General features: G+C 64.1%; 17 protein-coding genes and 1 pseudogene. 13 read left to right on the top strand and 5 right to left on the bottom strand.

What is annotated here, in order from left to right; translation table 11 throughout:
* The first annotated feature begins 57 nt into the window (after window positions 1-57).
* The 5 genes and pseudogenes from lysS (at window position 58) to ACM62G_RS05945 (ending at window position 5,082) form a co-directional block, all read left to right on the top strand.
* Window positions 58-1,560 (top strand): lysine--tRNA ligase, encoded by a 1,503-nt coding sequence (lysS, locus tag ACM62G_RS05965; protein WP_273819407.1) that lies wholly within the window; start codon window positions 58-60, stop codon window positions 1,558-1,560.
* 93 nt (window positions 1,561-1,653) lie between these two features.
* Window positions 1,654-2,370: a TetR/AcrR family transcriptional regulator gene (locus ACM62G_RS05960; protein ID WP_419736846.1), complete on the top strand. Its 717-nt coding sequence runs from the start codon at window positions 1,654-1,656 to the stop codon at window positions 2,368-2,370.
* Window positions 2,371-2,416: 46 nt separating this feature from the next.
* Window positions 2,417-3,693: pseudogene (locus ACM62G_RS05955) on the top strand (flavohemoglobin expression-modulating QEGLA motif protein).
* A 154-nt stretch (window positions 3,694-3,847) separates the two neighbouring features.
* Window positions 3,848-4,759 (top strand): alpha/beta hydrolase, encoded by a 912-nt coding sequence (locus tag ACM62G_RS05950; protein WP_419736845.1) that lies wholly within the window; start codon window positions 3,848-3,850, stop codon window positions 4,757-4,759.
* Window positions 4,756-5,082, top strand: a complete 327-nt coding sequence (locus tag ACM62G_RS05945) for a hypothetical protein (RefSeq protein WP_054058699.1) — start codon at window positions 4,756-4,758, stop codon at window positions 5,080-5,082. Before ACM62G_RS05950 ends, ACM62G_RS05945 begins: the two co-directional genes overlap by 4 nt.
* A 73-nt stretch (window positions 5,083-5,155) precedes the next feature.
* Here the strand turns inward: ACM62G_RS05945 and ACM62G_RS05940 are convergent, their stop codons facing one another.
* The 3 genes from ACM62G_RS05940 to ACM62G_RS05930 form a co-directional block, all read right to left on the bottom strand.
* The gene (locus ACM62G_RS05940) at window positions 5,156-5,947 is read right to left on the bottom strand and encodes an OmpA family protein (protein WP_054058700.1); all 792 of its coding nucleotides are present in this window, start codon (window positions 5,945-5,947) and stop codon (window positions 5,156-5,158) included.
* Between the two features lie 48 nt (window positions 5,948-5,995).
* Complete coding sequence (locus ACM62G_RS05935; protein ID WP_192842721.1) at window positions 5,996-6,406, bottom strand: DUF4398 domain-containing protein; 411 nt, start codon at window positions 6,404-6,406, stop codon at window positions 5,996-5,998.
* A gap of 299 nt (window positions 6,407-6,705) precedes the next feature.
* On the bottom strand, window positions 6,706-7,050 hold the full coding sequence (locus ACM62G_RS05930; protein ID WP_419736844.1) for a pilin assembly protein: 345 nt from the start codon (window positions 7,048-7,050) through the stop codon (window positions 6,706-6,708).
* Window positions 7,051-7,288: 238 nt separating this feature from the next.
* On the opposite strand from ACM62G_RS05930, the gene ppc reads away from it, so the two are divergent.
* The 6 genes from ppc to ACM62G_RS05900 all read left to right on the top strand — a co-directional run bounded on the left by ppc (window position 7,289) and on the right by ACM62G_RS05900 (window position 13,879).
* Complete coding sequence (gene ppc, locus ACM62G_RS05925) at window positions 7,289-9,919, top strand: phosphoenolpyruvate carboxylase (protein WP_054061851.1); 2,631 nt, start codon at window positions 7,289-7,291, stop codon at window positions 9,917-9,919.
* A 287-nt stretch (window positions 9,920-10,206) separates the two neighbouring features.
* A complete protein-coding gene (gene adk / locus ACM62G_RS05920) occupies window positions 10,207-10,854 on the top strand; it encodes an adenylate kinase (protein WP_017905009.1) in 648 nt (215 codons plus the stop codon).
* 91 nt (window positions 10,855-10,945) lie between these two features.
* Window positions 10,946-11,620, top strand: coding sequence for a tRNA (adenosine(37)-N6)-threonylcarbamoyltransferase complex dimerization subunit type 1 TsaB (gene tsaB, locus ACM62G_RS05915; protein ID WP_419736843.1), 675 nt, complete (start codon window positions 10,946-10,948; stop codon window positions 11,618-11,620).
* Window positions 11,621-11,835: 215 nt separating this feature from the next.
* Window positions 11,836-12,135, top strand: a complete 300-nt coding sequence (locus ACM62G_RS05910) for a hypothetical protein (protein ID WP_054058480.1) — start codon at window positions 11,836-11,838, stop codon at window positions 12,133-12,135.
* A 13-nt stretch (window positions 12,136-12,148) separates the two neighbouring features.
* Window positions 12,149-13,018, top strand: coding sequence for a DUF72 domain-containing protein (locus ACM62G_RS05905; RefSeq protein WP_419736842.1), 870 nt, complete (start codon window positions 12,149-12,151; stop codon window positions 13,016-13,018).
* A gap of 33 nt (window positions 13,019-13,051) precedes the next feature.
* The gene (locus ACM62G_RS05900) at window positions 13,052-13,879 is read left to right on the top strand and encodes an isocitrate lyase/PEP mutase family protein (RefSeq protein WP_419736841.1); all 828 of its coding nucleotides are present in this window, start codon (window positions 13,052-13,054) and stop codon (window positions 13,877-13,879) included.
* A 16-nt stretch (window positions 13,880-13,895) separates the two neighbouring features.
* Here ACM62G_RS05900 and ACM62G_RS05895 read toward each other — a convergent pair whose 3' ends face one another.
* A complete protein-coding gene (locus ACM62G_RS05895) occupies window positions 13,896-14,510 on the bottom strand; it encodes a hypothetical protein (protein WP_054058477.1) in 615 nt (204 codons plus the stop codon).
* Between the two features lie 93 nt (window positions 14,511-14,603).
* Here ACM62G_RS05895 and ACM62G_RS05890 point away from each other — a divergent pair, with 93 nt between their 5' ends.
* Window positions 14,604-15,386, top strand: a complete 783-nt coding sequence (locus tag ACM62G_RS05890; RefSeq protein ID WP_054058476.1) for a class I SAM-dependent methyltransferase — start codon at window positions 14,604-14,606, stop codon at window positions 15,384-15,386.
* An 81-nt stretch (window positions 15,387-15,467) separates the two neighbouring features.
* Here the strand turns inward: ACM62G_RS05890 and ACM62G_RS05885 are convergent, their stop codons facing one another.
* The gene (locus tag ACM62G_RS05885) at window positions 15,468-16,103 is read right to left on the bottom strand and encodes a TetR/AcrR family transcriptional regulator (protein ID WP_054058475.1); all 636 of its coding nucleotides are present in this window, start codon (window positions 16,101-16,103) and stop codon (window positions 15,468-15,470) included.
* 93 nt (window positions 16,104-16,196) lie between these two features.
* On the opposite strand from ACM62G_RS05885, the gene ACM62G_RS05880 reads away from it, so the two are divergent.
* Window positions 16,197-17,297 (top strand): efflux RND transporter periplasmic adaptor subunit, encoded by a 1,101-nt coding sequence (locus tag ACM62G_RS05880; RefSeq protein WP_419736840.1) that lies wholly within the window; start codon window positions 16,197-16,199, stop codon window positions 17,295-17,297.
* The last annotated feature ends 2 nt before the right edge of the window (window positions 17,298-17,299 follow it).

Below are 17,299 nucleotides of genomic sequence, written 5' to 3'. Positions count from 1 at the left end.
TGGCGATCCCCGGCCGCAGGCCGGGGGCAACGAACCTGTGATGGAAAATTTAAAGACATGAGCGACCAACAACTCGACACGCAAGCCCTGCAACAGGAAGAAAACGCCCTGATCGCCCTGCGCAAGGAAAAGCTTGCCGCCGAGCGCAGCAAGGGCAATGCCTTCCCCAACGACTTCCGCCGTGACGCCTACTGTGAAGACCTGCAGAAACAGTACGCCGACAAGACCAAGGAAGAGCTGGCAGAGGCGGCGATCCCGGTCAAGGTTGCCGGTCGCATCATGCTCAACCGTGGCTCGTTCATGGTGATCCAGGACATGTCCGGGCGCATCCAGGTCTACGTCAACCGCAAGACCCTCCCGGAAGAGACCCTGGCGGCCGTGAAGACCTGGGACCTGGGTGACATCATCAGCGCCGAGGGTACCCTGGCCCGTTCCGGCAAGGGCGACCTGTACGTCGAAATGACCGACGTGCGCCTGCTGACCAAGTCGCTGCGCCCGCTGCCGGACAAGCACCACGGCCTGACCGACACCGAACAGCGCTACCGTCAGCGCTACGTCGACCTGATCGTCAACGAGGACACCCGGCAGACCTTCCGCGTGCGCTCGCAAGTCATCGCCCACATCCGCAGCTTCATGATGAAGCGCGACTTCATGGAAGTGGAAACGCCGATGCTGCAGACCATTCCCGGCGGTGCCGCGGCCAAGCCGTTCGAAACCCACCACAACGCGCTGGACATGGGCATGTACCTGCGTATCGCGCCGGAGCTGTACCTCAAGCGTCTGGTGGTCGGTGGCTTCGAGCGGGTGTTCGAGATCAACCGCAACTTCCGTAACGAAGGCGTTTCGACCCGGCACAACCCCGAGTTCACCATGCTCGAGTTCTACCAGGCCTACGCCGACTACGAAGACAACATGGACCTGACCGAAGAACTGTTCCGTGAACTGGCCCAGGCCGTTCTGGGCAGCACCGACGTGCCTTACGGCGACAAGGTGTTCCACTTCGGCGAACCGTTCGCCCGCATGTCGGTATTCGACTCGATTCTCAAGTACAACCCGGAACTGACCGAAGCCGACCTGCTGGATGTCGACAAGGCTCGCGAAATCGCGAAGAAGGCCGGCGCCAAGGTGCTCGGCCACGAAGGCCTGGGCAAACTGCAGGTGATGATTTTCGAAGAACTGGTCGAGCACAAGCTGGAGCAGCCGCACTTCATCACCGAGTACCCGTTCGAAGTCTCGCCGCTGGCGCGTCGCAACGACAAGAACCCGAACGTCACCGACCGCTTCGAGCTGTTCATCGGCGGCCGTGAAATTGCCAACGCCTACTCGGAGCTCAACGACGCCGAGGACCAGGCCGAGCGCTTCAAGGCCCAGGTGGCGGAGAAGGATGCCGGTGACGACGAAGCCATGCACTACGATGCCGACTTCGTTCGCGCCCTGGAGTACGGCATGCCGCCGACCGCCGGTGAGGGTATCGGTATCGACCGTCTGGTGATGCTGCTGACCAACGCACCGTCGATCCGCGATGTCATCCTGTTCCCGCACATGCGGCCGCAAGCATAAGACCGTCGTTGAAAAAGCCGCCCTCGCAAGGCGGCTTTTTTATTGCGTGTTGGTACTGAAGTTTCAGATTATTACAAGAGAGGAATACCTGTAGTGGACCGTGCAATGGCTCAAGAAGGGGCTGCTGGTGTGGCCAGCGCGTTGGCTGAAAGCGTTCAGTACCAGGGACGCAAGGCCAGCCGACAGGGCAGCGAGCAACGGCGACAGGACATTCTCAACGCGGCCATGCGTATCGTCGTGCGTGACGGCGTACGTGGCGTGCGTCATCGCGCAGTGGCCGCCGAGGCGGGCGTGCCGTTGTCGGCCACCACCTACTACTTCAAGGATATCGACGACCTGCTGACCGATACCTTTGCCCAGTACGTCGAACGCAGTGCGGCCTACATGGCCAAACTGTGGGAGAACAACGAGGGGCTGCTGCGCGAAATGGTCGCCTACGGCGATGGCAGCCCGGCCTCGCGGGCGCAACTGGCCGATGAAATCGCCCGGATGACCGCCGATTACGTCCAGCGCCAGTTGCACAACCGGCGCGAATACCTGATGGCCGAGCAGGCGTTTCGCCAGGAGGCGCTGCTCAACCCGCGCCTGGCGATGTTGGTGCGCTCGCACCAGCAGATCCTGCTGCGTGGCTCCTGCCAGTTCTTCCAGGTACTGGGGTCAAGGCAACCGGAGCAGGATGCCAAAGTGTTGACGGCGATTATCGGACGGATGGAATATCAGGGCCTTCTCGACGATGCGGAGCCCGAGACCGAGCAGGACCGGCTCGGCATTCTCACCCGTTACATGCATCTGGTGCTGGCCTCCGTCTAAGCTAGAGGGCACGGCCAGACACCGCAGCGACGATCAGGAGTTTTCCTTGGACGAATACCAGCAGACGATACGCAGCCTGTCCGACCGCATTGTGCTGGCGCAGACACCGATTCGCGTGCTCGATGCGGTGAAGTGGGACGAGAACATCCGCAAGGGCTTTCTCAAGGCCAAGGGCAAGGAAATGCCGGCGGTGGATCGTGACTACTACACGTCGCGGCCACTGTCGTTCGACTCCGGGGCGGTCAAGCTCGAGTTGCAGAACATCGAGCGCGACATCACCCGCCAGCTCGGCCAGTTCAGCCCCGTCGGGCAGATCATGCGGCGCATGTGCCGGGAGTACCGCATGGTCGTGCGGATGCTCGAGGCCCGCGGCACCCCGGATTTCGGGCTGATCTCCCAGGAACTGTACGGCGCCGCTTCCGATGCGTTCCATGCCGGCGACCCGACCCTGGCCGACCTCGGGCTGATGCTGTCGGACTACCTGAACAACATCGACGGCCGCGGCGACCTCAAGGACGAGCCCAAGACCCTGACCGCCAAGGACGCCGTCGACATGCTGCAACGGCGGCTGAACAAGGTGTTCGGCGAGGCCGAGGAGACCATCCGGGTGTTCGAGTCCGATGGGATCGTCGCCGATGCGGCGGCGGGTGCCGACTACATCAAGATCCGCACCGATGCGCTGTTCAATACGCGGGATGTGCGGGCGCTGGAGGTGCATGAAGGTCTGGTGCATGTCGGCACCACGCTCAACGGCCTGAACCAGCCGATCTGCACCTTCCTGTCCAAGGGCCCGCCCTCGTCGACGGTGACCCAGGAAGGCCTGGCGATCCTGATGGAAATCATCACCTTCGCTTCCTATCCGAGTCGCCTGCGCAAGCTGACCAACCGCACCCGGGCCATCGACATGGTCGAGCAGGGCGCGGACTTCCTCCAGGTGTTCGAGTTCTTCCGCGAGCAGGGCTTCGAAATGGCGGAGAGCTACGGCAATGCCAGCCGGATATTCCGCGGTTCGGTGCCGACGGGGTTGCCGTTCACCAAGGACCTGTCGTACCTCAAGGGCTTCATCATGGTCTACAACTACATCCAGTTGGCCGTGCGCAAGGGCAAGCTCGAACAGGTACCGTTGCTGTTCTGCGGCAAGACCACGCTGGAGGACATGCGTACCCTGCGCCAATTGGTGGACGAGGGCTGGTGACGCCACCCAAATACCTGCCGGAGCAGTTCCGCGACATGAACGCGCTGTCGGCCTGGATGTGCTTCAGCAACTTTCTCAATCACCTGAGCCTGGATCGGATCGAGGCGGATTATTCCAATATCCTCTGATCCAGAATCTGACCTCGCCCCTGTAGGAGCGGGCTTGCCCGCGAAGGCACCCTTCAAGTTGACGCATTGCTTCAGGTCGTGCCTCTTCGCGGGCAAGCCCGGCTCCTGCAGGGGACGGTGTCGTTGCCACTGATTCTTGCGAGGTTTCAACCGGATGAGACTCCTCGGCATCCTCTGCCTGCTCCTGGCCCTCAATGGCTGCAGCTCGCTGCTGTTCTACCCCGAGCCCGGCCTGCCGTTCACTCCGGACCAGGCGCATCTCGCCTACCGCGACGTCACCCTCACCGCCGCCGATGGCACCCGCCTGCGGGCCTGGTGGCTGCCGGCCAAGGCTGGGGTGCCGGTCAAGGGTACGGTGCTGCACCTGCACGGCAACGGTGGCAACCTGTCCATGCACCTGGGCGGCAGTTGGTGGTTGCCGGAGCAGGGTTACCAGGTGCTGCTGGTCGATTACCGTGGTTATGGCCTGTCCGCGGGGGAACCGAGCCTGCCGGCGGTCTACCAGGATATCGAGGCCGCGTTCCACTGGCTGGAGCAGGCCCCCGAAGTCCGGGACAAGCCCTTGGTGGTCCTGGGCCAGAGCCTGGGGGGCGCGATGGCGGTGCATTACCTGGGCGAACACCCCGGCTATCAGTCACGCATCAAGGCGCTGGTGCTCGATGGCGTGCCGGCCAGCTATCGCGACGTGGGCCGATTCGCCCTCGGCGGGTCCTGGCTGACCTGGCCGTTCCAGATACCGCTGTCGTGGCTGGTGCCGGATGGCGACAGCGCGATTCATGCCATGCCGGCACTCAAGGGGGTACCCAAGTTGATCTTCCAGAGTATCGACGACCCGCTGGTACCCCTGAACAACGGCATTGTCCTGTATCAGGCCGCGCCCCCGCCAAGGGTGCTACAACTGACCCGCGGCGGACACGTGCAGACCTTCGCCGACCCCACCTGGCGCCAGGTGATGCTGCGCTACCTGGAGGATCCCCAGCATTTCAACGGCTTGCGCCGGCTGGGCGAGATCCCCAATTATCCCGCTGCCCCGAATTCGAAAGTCGAACCAGAGAGTCCGCAATGACCGAAGAACGCAACGCCATTCCCCTGATCATCACCGGTATCTGCAGCATCATCGGCACCGTGGGTTGCCTGTGGTACTACGGCTACCTGCATTTCGCCAAGCCGGAGGATGCGTTGGAACTCAACCAGTTCACCATGCTCAAGACCATTGCGGGCGAGGACTACAAGGTTTCGCTGACGCCGGCCAACCAGGTCGCGCAGTGCATCGATGGCGTGCTGGTGCTGTTCGACACCGAACAGAAAGGCCTGACCGGCGTGCTGGTCAACGACAAGAAGCAGGCTGTGCGCTGCATGGGCCAGGAGACGCCCAAGCTGGAGCAGTGAGCGGCTGGCTGGCCGCATGAAAAAGCCCCGCCTGATCCGATCAGGCGGGGCTTTTCATTGGCGCTTCGAATGATCAGTAGTTGCTGCTGACCGAGGAGCGTGGTGCCACTGGCTGGTTGTCGTTGGAAATGGTCACTTCCACGCGACGGTTCATCGCCCGGCCGGAGACGCTGCCGTTATCCGCGACCGGGTACTCCTTGCCATAACCCTGGGTGACGATGCGGCTCGGGTCCACGCCCAGCTTGATCAGGGCCACCTGGACCGAAGTCGCGCGGCGCTCGGACAGGCTCTGGTTGTAGGCCGCGGTGCCGGTGCTGTCGGTGTAGCCCTCGACGATCACCTTGCGGTCCGGGTTCTGCTGGAGGAACTGCGCCAGCTTGCTGATGTTGGCCAGGCCATTGGGCTTGAGCTCGGCCTTGTTGGTGGCGAACAGCACGTCACCGAAAGTCACCAGGGTGCCGCGATCGGTCTGCTTGGCGTTGAGGCTTTCCTGCAACTGGCGGATCTGCGCATCGCGGGCGTCCAGGCGGGCCTGGGCCCGTTGCGCCGCGGCGTTCTTCAGGTTGGCCTCGGCAGTGCGCAGAGCGATGGTCTGCTTGGCGACTTCGACACGCTGGTTGGTCAGGTAGGCCAATTGGTCGACGACCTTTTCATCCTCGCGGTTCTGGTAGGCCTTGTCCGCCTTGTCCAGGTAGTCGCTGGCGTCCTTGGTTTCGAGGGCCGCCACCTTGCTCGCCTGCGGGTCGGCCTGCAGGCCGGAGAAGTTGGTGCGCGCCTGTTCCAGGTTGGGGTTGGGCGGTGTGGAGCAGGCTGCGAGGCCGACGCTCAGAGCCAGCAGGGCGGGGATCATCAGTTGATTGCGCATAATGTTCGTCCTTTATCTGTCCGTTGAAACTTCAGGCTGCGTGAGCGCTTATTGCGCCGGCTGCACCACGGGGCGCTGGCTTTCCTGGCGCAGTTCCTGAACACCTTTCTGGGCATCCTTCACGGCCAGTTCGGCCTTGGCGGCCTGGGCCTTGCGTTCGGCGACGCGGGCATCCCATTCGGCCTGCTCGGCCAGGCGGCGGGCGTCGTCGTATTTCTTGTCATGCATGGCCAGTTCGGCCTGCTTGAGCTTGTCCTGGGCCGATTTCATTTCCACCGCGGCGTATTCGGTACCGCCGGCGCTGACGGCGCTGTTGACGGCGGATTGGGTCACCGCATATTGCTCGCTCGGCGGGTTCCCGGCACAGCCGGCCAGGATGAAGCTGGTACCCAGTGCCAGAGCGGCCAGTTTCAGCCCGCGCAGGTGGTTGAACGAGGATGTGACTGTGCTGGTTTTCATGGTCTTCAACTCCATTGGATAGCTCCTGAAAAACATCAATCCCCATCACGGGCCCGAGGGCCTTCAGCGCAGACCCCGCCGTGTCGGCCGGGTATTTTTCGCAGCAGCTGTGCCAGTGATGGCTACTGGCTGTGACCTGAGGCTTTTTTGAATAGTTCAGCGGAGATGGCCAATCGCCCGAAAAAAATACTGACTGATCGGTCAATGCAGAAAATCTGAACTTTTGCGCGGCGCAGCGGTATCCCGGCTCGGTCGGGAGCCAGGAATACCGGGGCTTGCGGGAAAGTGGCGGGGGTTCTTCAGTGCTTGGCCCCGTCGGTCCCGGAAGACAGGTTATGCAGATGGCGACGGGACAGGGTCAGGAAGCGTGGGGTGGCCCCGACATCTTCGTACAGGGGGTCACCTTCCTCGTCGGTGGCGACCACATGCGGGCCCTGGACATAGGGGAAACTCGCCTCGAGTTCCTCCAGGGCGGCGCCGATGAGTTCGCCGAGCAGCTCCTCCGGGCTGCGCTTGGGGTACATTTCGGTGATCGCGGCGAGGCGGGCGGCCGCTTCAACGTCCAGATGAACGGCGTAACCGGTATCGGTCAGGCGACCCTTGGCATTCTCTTCCCAGTGCTGGGCTAGCTCACGGATTTTCATGGTGACCTCAATTCATACCCGCCGATGACGGGGATTGATGAGTGACCGGGCCGGCAGCGACGCCGGGCCGGCCATCAGCCCCGAGGGGCTGCCCAATCATCAGACTAGCTTCTGGCGGTGAGGTTCGACGGGGAATTTTCAGCCAACGGCGATCGACCCGCCGGCTTGTAAGCACTTGTCGCAGTGGTGCACTCTTGGGCCCAGGGAAGCGTCCCACAGTCCGCCGGAGAGCCTGCCGATGTCAGATATCGATGTGCGTTTGCGTGAAGACGTTCACCTGCTGGGTGAACTGTTGGGCAATACCATCCGCGACCAGCATGGCGAGGAATTCCTCGACAAGATCGAGCGTATCCGCAAGAGCGCCAAGGCCGATCGCAGCGATGCGGCCAGTACCGAACTGAGTGCCAGCCTCGATGATCTCGGGGACGACGAGTTGCTGCCGGTCGCCCGGGCCTTCAACCAGTTTCTCAACCTGGCGAACATCGCCGAGCAGTACCAGCTGATTCACCGCCGCGACGAATCCCAGCCGGCGCCGTTCGAGGCGCGGGCGCTGCCGGAACTGCTGGCCCGCCTGCAGGCCGAGGGCCATGGCCCCGAGGCCCTCGCGCGGCAACTGGCGCGTCTGGACATCGAACTGGTGCTGACTGCGCACCCGACCGAAGTGACGCGGCGCACGCTGATCCAGAAGTACGATGCGATTGCCGCGCAACTGGCGCTGCAGGATCACCGTGATCTCACCGGTGCCGAGCGCGAGCAGATCCGCCAGCGGTTGCAGCGACTGATCGCCGAGGCCTGGCACACCGAAGAGATCCGCCGCACCCGGCCGACCCCGGTGGACGAGGCCAAGTGGGGCTTTGCGGTGATCGAGCATTCGCTCTGGCAGGCCATTCCGAATTATCTGCGCAAGGCCGATGAGGCCCTGCATGCCGCGACGGGCCTGCACCTGCCGCTGGAGGCGGCGCCGATCCGCTTCGCTTCCTGGATGGGGGGCGACCGCGACGGCAACCCCAACGTCACGGCCAGGGTGACCCGCGAAGTCCTGCTGCTGGCGCGCTGGATGGCGGCCGACCTGTACCTGCGTGATGTCGATCACCTGGCTGCCGAGCTGTCGATGCAGCATGCCAGCGAAGCCTTGCGGGCCAGGGCCGGCAACAGCGCGGAGCCCTATCGGGCGGTGCTCAAGCAGTTGCGCGAGCGGCTGCGCGCGACCCGGCAATGGGCCCATGATTCGCTGGAGTCCACCCAGCCGGCCCCGGACCAGGTGCTGCGTGACAACCACGAGCTGCTGGAACCGTTGCAACTGTGCTATCGGTCCCTGCACGAATGCGGCATGGGGGTGATCGCCGACGGGCCGCTGCTCGACTGCCTGCGCCGTGCGGTGACCTTCGGGCTGTTCCTGGTGCGTCTGGACGTGCGCCAGGATTCGTCGCGGCATGCCGCGGCGATGAGCGAGATCACCGACTACCTGGGCCTGGGGCGCTACGAGGACTGGGATGAGGATGCCCGGCTGACCTTCCTGATCCGCGAGCAGGGCAACCGCCGGCCGTTGCTGCCCGCGTACTTCAAGCCCTCGGCGGACACCGCCGAGGTGCTGGCAACCTGCCGGGAAATCGCCGCGGCACCGGCGGCCTCCCTCGGTTCCTATGTGATTTCCATGGCCGGTGCGGCTTCCGACGTGCTCCTGGTGCAACTGTTGCTCAAGGAGTGCGGGGTGTTGCGGCCGATGCGCGTGGTGCCGCTGTTCGAGACCCTGGCCGACCTGGACAACGCCGGGCCGGTGATGGAGCGCCTGTTGCTGCTGCCCGGCTACCGTGCACGCCTGCAGGGGCCGCAGGAAGTCATGATCGGCTATTCCGACTCGGCCAAGGATGCCGGCACCACGGCGGCGGCCTGGGCCCAGTATCGCGCCCAGGAGCGGCTGGTGGACATCTGCCGGGAACAGCAGGTCGAACTGCTGCTGTTTCATGGCCGTGGCGGCACCGTCGGCCGTGGTGGCGGCCCGGCCCATGCGGCGATCCTGTCGCAGCCGCCGGGTTCGGTGGCGGGGCGTTTCCGCACCACCGAACAGGGCGAGATGATCCGCTTCAAGTTCGGCCTGCCGGACATTGCCGAACAGAACCTCAACCTGTACCTGGCCGCCGTGCTCGAGGCCACCTTGCTGCCGCCGCCACCGCCACAACCGGCCTGGCGCAAGCTGATGGACGAACTGGCCGCGGATGGGGTGCGGGCCTATCGGGCCGAAGTCCGCGACAACCCGCAGTTCGTCGAGTACTTCCGCCAGTCGACTCCGGAACAGGAGCTCGGGCGCCTGCCATTGGGCAGCCGTCCGGCCAAGCGCCGGGCAGGCGGCATAGAAAGCCTGCGGGCGATTCCCTGGATTTTCGGCTGGACCCAGACCCGGCTGATGCTGCCGGCCTGGCTCGGTTGGGAGACGGCCCTGCGCCATGCGCTGGAGCGTGGGCAAGGCAAGCTGCTGGAACAGATGCGTGAGCAATGGCCATTCTTCCGCACCCGTATCGACATGCTGGAGATGGTGCTGGCCAAGGCCGACAGCGATATCGCCCGCTCCTATGACGAGCGTCTGGTGGAAGCGGAACTGCTGCCGCTGGGTGCGCACTTACGCGACCTATTGTCGCAGGCATGCGCGGTGGTACTGGGTCTGACCGGCCAGTCGCAACTGCTGGCCCACAGCCCCGAGACCCTGGAGTTCATTCGCCTGCGTAACACCTACCTGGACCCGCTGCATCTGTTGCAGGCCGAGTTGCTGGCCCGCACGCGGCGCCAGGAAAGTGCCCAGGACAGCCCTCTGGAACAGGCTTTGCTGGTGTCCGTGGCGGGTATCGCCGCCGGCCTGCGCAATACCGGTTGAGGGGAGCCGAGGCCTGGCTTGCAGGCTTGGGCAAGGCCACGACCGCCTGGTCGGGTGCGGTCGTGGCCTTGCGTGCGACACTTTATTGTCACCTTGCGACCCGCGGTAGCAGGTTTGCACGGTTGCGGGGGCCCGAGTCGTTGCGACTTTGGGCGGCTTGTGTGGGGTCGGTCGGCTGTGTATCTTGATCAGCCCTTGGCCGTTTGGGCGGCTGTCACCCTATTGTTGAGATTGGCCCCACGCGGCGAATCCGAGCGTTTCTAAATAAAAAATTGAGGAGCACATCGATGCGCGTCATTCTGCTGGGAGCTCCCGGGGCCGGTAAAGGTACTCAGGCTAAGTTCATCACCGAGAAATTCGGCATCCCGCAAATCTCCACCGGCGACATGCTGCGTGCCGCGGTCAAGGCCGGCACCGAGCTGGGCGTCAAGGCCAAGGGCATCATGGATGCCGGCGGCCTGGTTTCCGATGACCTGATCATCGCGCTGGTCAAGGACCGTATTGCCCAGGCCGATTGCGCCAAGGGTTTCCTGTTCGACGGTTTCCCGCGCACCATTCCCCAGGCTGAAGCCCTGGTGCAGGCCGGTGTCGAGCTGGACCACGTGGTCGAGATCGCCGTCGACGACGAAGAGATCGTCCAGCGTATTGCCGGCCGTCGCGTTCACGAGGCTTCCGGGCGTGTCTACCACGTCGTCTACAACCCGCCGAAAGTCGAAGGCAAGGACGATGTGACCGGCGAAGAGCTGGTGCAGCGCAAGGACGACACCGAGGAAACCGTTCGCCATCGCCTGTCGGTCTATCACTCCCAGACCAAGCCGCTGGTGGACTTCTACCAGAAGCTGTCGGCGGCCCAGGGCAAGCCGAAGTACAGCCACATCGCTGGCGTCGGCTCGGTCGAGGCGATCACCGGCAAGGTGCTCGAAGCGCTGAACTGATCGTCGCCTCTGCCTCTCTACAACAGCCCGCTTGCGGGCTGTTGTTGTTTATACTGTTGCACTTTTTCATTCTGACCTGACGGAAACACCGATGAGCACCTTGCTGGCCCTGGACACCGCGACTGAAGCCTGCTCCGTCGCCTTGCTGCATGATGGCAAGGTGACGAGCCACTATGAGGTGATCCCGCGCCTGCATGCGCAGAAGCTGCTGCCGATGATCCGGCAACTGCTGGCGGATGCCGGGATCGGCCTGTCGGCGGTGGATGCGATCGCCTTTGGCCGTGGCCCGGGCGCCTTTACCGGAGTGCGGATCGCCATCGGTGTGGTTCAGGGCCTGGCCTTCGCCCTGGACCGGCCGGTGTTGCCGGTCTCCAACCTGGCGGTGCTGGCCCAGCGGGCACTGCGCGAGCAGGGCGCCAGCCAGGTCGCCGCGGCCATCGATGCGCGGATGGATGAAGTGTATTGGGGCTGCTATCGCGAGGAGGCCGGGGAGATGCGCCTGGCCGGCGTCGAAGCGGTGCTGCCGCCGGAAGTCGCGGCGCTGCCGGAGGGGGCTGTTGGCGCCTGGTTCGGTGCGGGCACGGGCTGGGGCTATGGCGAGCGGATCAAGGTCGCGGTCAGCGGCCAGGATGCTGGCATGCTGCCTGACGCCCAGGACCTGCTGAGCCTGGCGCGTTTCTCCTGGGCGCGCGGCGAGGCCATCGTTGCCGACCAGGCACAGCCGGTCTACCTGCGTGACAAGGTCGCCACGCCCAAGGCGCGCTAAGGCCGGAGCAAATTCCCAAGCTACACTGAAGGTTAATCCGGGCGCTCGGGAGGTCGTGCGCAGTAGTCAAAGATGTGCCGTACGTCATGTTTTGCACACGCAGGCGGCGTTGTGTGAAAACCTTTTATTGGTTATGTGGTCTGGTTATCAATTGGACAATAGCCACGTACGGCAAGTACTGCTAAATTGCCATCATCGACTCCGAGCATGCCACAATGCGTATAGACGGCGTTTCATCACAGTCCTATTCCATCAAGCGCAAGCCCCGCAAGGGCGGCGTGGTGGTGGATGCCGATGAGGAACTGCTGGGCGGCGACAGTGACGATCTGTCCGAAGTCGCTGCCCGCGCCGAGGCTGCCGGTGAACGTCTGGCCAACCTGCCAGCGCGTCCGCAGGACATGATCTTTCCCCGTTCCATGAGCCGGAGCGTCGCCACGGCTCTGGCCAGCTATCTGACCACCGCCGGTTTCGTCGAGTGGGACATGGAAGTGTTGGGACTGGACCTGCATATCTGATCTAATCGGTGGCATGACCGATTCAGTTCTTCCCTACTACCTTGGTTGTCCGTCCTGGAGTGAAAACGCCTGGCGCGAGTTCCTGTATCCGGAAAACGCCCGTCCGACGGACTTTCTCGATCTATATTCCCAGGTCTTCAACGCCGTCGAAGGCAACACCACGTTCTATGCCCGGCCTTCGCCGGGCACGGTGGAGCGCTGGGCGCAGACCATGCCGGAGCACTTTCGCTTCACTGCCAAGTTTCCCCGCGATATCAGTCATGGCGGCGACCTGCGGGCCCAGGTGCCGGCGGCCGAGGAGTTCCTGCAACTGCTCAAGCCGCTGGGGGCGCGGGTGTCGCCGTTGTGGCTGCAATTGCCGGCGAGTTTCGCCCCTCATCGGTTGAGCGAACTGGCCGGCTTCATCGACAGCCTGCAGCAGCCGCTGGCCGTCGAGGTCCGCCATCCCGAGTTCTTCGCCAAGGGCGATGCCGAGCGGATGCTCAACCGGTTGCTGCTGGACCGCGCAGTGGAGCGCATCTGCCTCGATCCGCGGGCACTGTTCAGTTGCACCTCGACCGAGCCCGCAGTGCTGCATGCCCAGTCCAAGAAGCCCAGGGTGCCGCCGCGGCCGGCGGCCTTCACCCCGTTCCCGCAGGTACGCTTCATCGGCCATCCGGAGTTGGCGGCGAACGAGCCCTTCATGACCCCCTGGGTCGAAAAGGTCGCTGTCTGGATCGAGGAGGGGCGAACGCCGTATATCTTCCTGCACACGGCTGACAATCTGCTGGCACCGAAACTGGCGCAGCGTTTTCACGAGCGCCTGAAGGAACGTTTGCCTGGCCTGCCAGCCCTGACTGCGCTATACAGAGAGCCCGCCGCGGAGCAACTCGGCCTGCTCTGACGGCACTCGTCTCTTCTGCCAGGAGCTGGTCATATGGATGCGCAAAACCGTCGAGCCCAAGCCTTCAGGACCCTGCACGAGCGTGCCGGAGCCTTTGTGATCCCCAATCCCTGGGACGCCGGTTCGGCGAAGATGCTCGCCGCCCTGGGTTTCGAAGCCCTGGCCACCACCAGCGCCGGGCTGGCTTTTTCCCTGGGGCGTCCGGATGCGGAAGGTGCGGTCAGCCGCGCCGATGCCCTGGACAATGCCCATGTGATTGCCAAGGCCACGCCGCTGCCGGTGGCAGCGGACCTGGAAAACGGTTACGCCGACAGTCCCGAAGGGTGCGCCCAGACGATCCTGATGGCCGCTGAAGTGGGCCTGGTCGGTGGTTCGATCGAGGACGCCACGGGCAATCCCGAAGAACCGATCTACCCCTTCAATCAGGCGGTCGAGCGGATCGAGGCGGCGGTAGCGGCGGCGCGCAGCCTGCCATTTGACTTCACCCTGACGGCCCGGGCGGAAAACTTTCTGGTCGGACGTCGGGACCTGGGTGACACCATCCGCCGTCTGCAGGCCTTTGCCGAGGCCGGCGCCGATGTCCTGTATGCCCCGGCCTTGAGCACGGCCGAGGAGATTCGCGCGATCGTCAAGGCGGTGGCGCCCAAGCCGGTGAACGTCTTGATGTCCGGTGGCGTGTCGTTGTCGGTGGCTGATTTGAGTGCGCTGGGGGTCAAGCGCATTAGCGTCGGTTCGGCGCTGGCGCGTGCGGCGTACGGGGCGTTTTACCAGGCTGCACAGGAGATCCTTGAGCAGGGCAGCTTCGGTTTCGCCGAGCAGGCGATCCCGTTCGGCAGGATCAATCAGATGTTCAAGGGCTGAGGCCGGTGCTGGCGGCTCAGGCCGCCAGACGCAGGTTGTGCGCCACCAGCGGGCGTGCCCAGTTCAGGTCGTAGTCCAGGTCCTGCTGCTGCTTGACCAGGGTTTGCTCGTCGTACGGCAGCGCCGGTTTCTCCAGCAGGTCCAGCTCGAACTCGGCGATCGGCAGGTGCAGCGGACGCTTCTGTGGTGCCGGGCCCGGCTCGGGCTGTGGTTGGCCGGCGGTGAGGACGAGCGGGCGAACCCACTCGCTCTCGAAATCCTGTTGCCGCTGCTGGGCGATGATTTCGTCATCCGGATAGGGCGGTGCCGGTTTCTTCAGCAGATCGAGCTCGAACTCGGCGATCGGCAGGAACAGCGGCTCTGGTGGCCGGACCGGATTGTCGGTGACATTGCAGTGCAGTTGCTCGACGATCTGCGCCAGGGTCTCGGCGCCGGCGGTCGGTTCGACCGGGCCATCGGCCGGCAGTTCGGCCACCGCCTGCCTTGGTGCATCCCCTACCTGTTCAGCCAGCGCACGGGCGAAGAAATCCTGCCACAGGTGGCTGACGCCACTCAGTGCCTGGGAGTTTCGCAGGCCGTAATCGCCGACGGGCGATAGATAACCTATGGATGTGCGCTGAATGTCTGACATGGTTCTCGGTCGTGGCCCAAGCTCTGGCAAAATGCCGGATAATTCTGTTATCGGCCGTTTTCGCCGATCATTAAATTTTTGAGCGTGTTTTTCATGAGTGAGCAGCAGACGGCCGTACGGATCCGAGTCGAAGCCTTGACCGCAGGGCTTGAACACCAGGCCCAGGCCTGGGCCCAGCGTCTGGAACTGCCATTGCAGGAACCCGAGGCGGAGTTCGCCCTGCAGGTCGGCGGGCAGGGTTTGCAGTTGCAGCAACTGGGGCCGGATGCACCGGGGCCGGTTCGGGTGGATTTCGTGGAGGGCGGGGCGGCACACCGGCGGCTGTACGGTGGCGGTAGCGGGCAGATGATCGCCAAGGCGGTCGGTATCCAGCAGGGCGTGCGCCCACGGGTGCTGGACGCCACGGCCGGGCTGGGCAAGGACGCGTTCGTACTGGCGAGCCTGGGCTGCGACATGAGCCTGGTCGAGCGCCAGCCGCTGATCGGTGCCCTGCTGGAGGATGGCCTGGCCCGTGCCCTGGAGGATCCGGAGGTGGCGCCGATCGTGTCCCGCATGCGTCTGCTCAAGGGAAACTCGATCGACGTGATGCGCCACTGGGAGGGCGAGCCGCCGCAGGTCATCTATCTGGACCCGATGTTTCCCCACCGTGAGAAAACCGCCCTGGTGAAGAAGGAAATGCGTCTGTTCCGGCCGTTGGTGGGCGATGACCCGGACGCCCCCGCGCTGCTGGAGGCCGCCCTGGCCCTGGCGACCCACCGGGTGGTGGTCAAGCGCCCGCGCAAGGCACCGTGCATCGACGGGCCCAAGCCCAGTCACGGCCTGGAGGGCAAGTCGAGCCGCTACGATATCTACCCGAAGAAAGCGCTCAAGCCCTGAAGGCCTCTTCGCGGGCAAGCCCGTTCCCACAGTGGATCATGTCATTGCCGTGGGGCGGGCTCGCCCGCGAAAGGAACCGGCTCAGGGCCGATAGGCCCGCATGAACAAGCCCACCACCTCGCGCACATGGGCTTCGCTGTCCTCGGCATTCAATGGCTCCCCGCAGCCATACAGCAGGCGGAAGTTCGCCGCGCCCTTGAGCAGGCAGAAAAAGTGTTCGGCGGCGCGGTGCGGCTTGTCGATGACCAGGACCCCGCTCTGATGGATTCTGCTGAGCAGTCGCTCCATTTCGCTCAGCATCCGCTGTGGGCCGGCCTCGAAGAAAATCTGCGACAGCCTGGGATCCTGGCTGCCCAGCGCGATGATCAGGCGATGCAGGTTCACCGACTCGTCGCTGTTGATCAGCTGATTGAAGCCACGGGCGATATTGAGCAGCACCGATTCGACCGGGACGCCCTCGGGCAGGGCGAACAGCAGTTCGGGTAGCTGCGCCTCGCACTTGGCCACCACCGCGGCGGAGAACAGGGTCTCCTTGTCGGTGAAGTGGCTGTAGACCGTCAGCTTCGAAACACCTGCCGCTGCTGCCACCGCATCCATGCTGGTGCTGGCGTATCCATTGCTCAGGAACAGATCTTTCGCGGCTTCAAGAATGGCCTGGCGTTTTGCCAGGTCCTTGGGGCGACCCGGGCCGCTGGGCACAGAAAGATTGTCGGACATTTTTCACTTTAATACTGGACTGGTCAGTTTGGTATAAATACCATACTGGCCAGTATAATTATTTCAAGCACTCTTTAGCGAAGGGTCTACACCATGTTCCGCTATGTCCTGCCCCTTGTGTTACCCGCCAGTCTAGCGTTTTTCCTCGTGGGCTGTGATCGCGAAGAGGCGGTTCAGGTTACCGTGCGTCCCGCCATGGTGGTTCAGCCGCAGTTGTCGGCTCAGGCCATGGACAGTTATCCCGGTGAGGTGCGCGCCCGCTTCGAACCCGAACTGGCGTTTCGTATCGCTGGCAAGGTGGCCCGGCGTCTGGTCGAGGAGGGACAGCGGGTCAAGGCCAACCAGCCATTGGCGGAGCTCGATCCGCAGGATGTGCGCCTGCAACTGGAGGCCACCCGGGCCCAGGTGGCGGCTGCCGAGGCGAACCTGAACCTGGTGCGCTCCGAGCGCGACCGCTACAAGACCCTGCTGGAGCGGCAGATGGTCAGCCGCTCGCAATACGACAATGCGGAAAATGCCTACCGTGCCGGTGAGGCCCGGCTGAAGCAGATCCGGGCGGAATTCGATGTCTCCAGCAACCAGGCCGGCTATGCGGTGCTGCGGGCTCCTCAGGATGGCGTGATCGCCAGGCGTCAGGTTGAGGTCGGCCAGGTGGTGGCCGCCGGCCAGACGGTCTTCACCCTGGCCGCCGACGGCGAGCGCGAGGTGCTGATCAGTTTCCCGGAACAGGCCTTTGGCCGCTTCAAGGTCGGTCAGGAGGTGGCCGTCGAACTCTGGTCCCAGCCGGACCAGCGCTTCAACGGGCATATCCGCGAGCTGTCGCCGGCGGCTGATCCGAAATCCCGGACCTTCGCCGCGCGCATCGCCTTCAGTTCCGGAAAGATCCCTGCCGAGCTGGGGCAGAGTGCCCGGGTCTTCGTCCAGAATGCCGGTGCCGTGCCGCTTTCGGTGCCGTTATCGGCACTCACGGCCGAAAACGGCGCCGCCTATGTCTGGAAAGTCCAGCCGGACAACACCCTCAAGCGCACCCCGGTGCGGGTTGGCGCCTTCGGCGAGAAGAACGTGCCGGTGCTCGAAGGCCTCAGTGCCAGCGACTGGGTGGTGGCGGCCGGGGTGCACGTGCTGCACGAAGGGGAACAGGTGCGTCCGGTGGACCGCTCCAACCGCGTCGTCAACCTGGCGGCCAAGGAGTAGTC

The organism is Pseudomonas sp. COR18, from assembly GCF_048568395.1.
Taxonomy (GTDB): Bacteria; Pseudomonadota; Gammaproteobacteria; order Pseudomonadales; family Pseudomonadaceae; genus Aquipseudomonas; species Aquipseudomonas fuscovaginae_B.
Note: the sequence above shows the minus strand (reverse complement) of the source record. Positions and strands in the feature narration are given on the sequence as shown.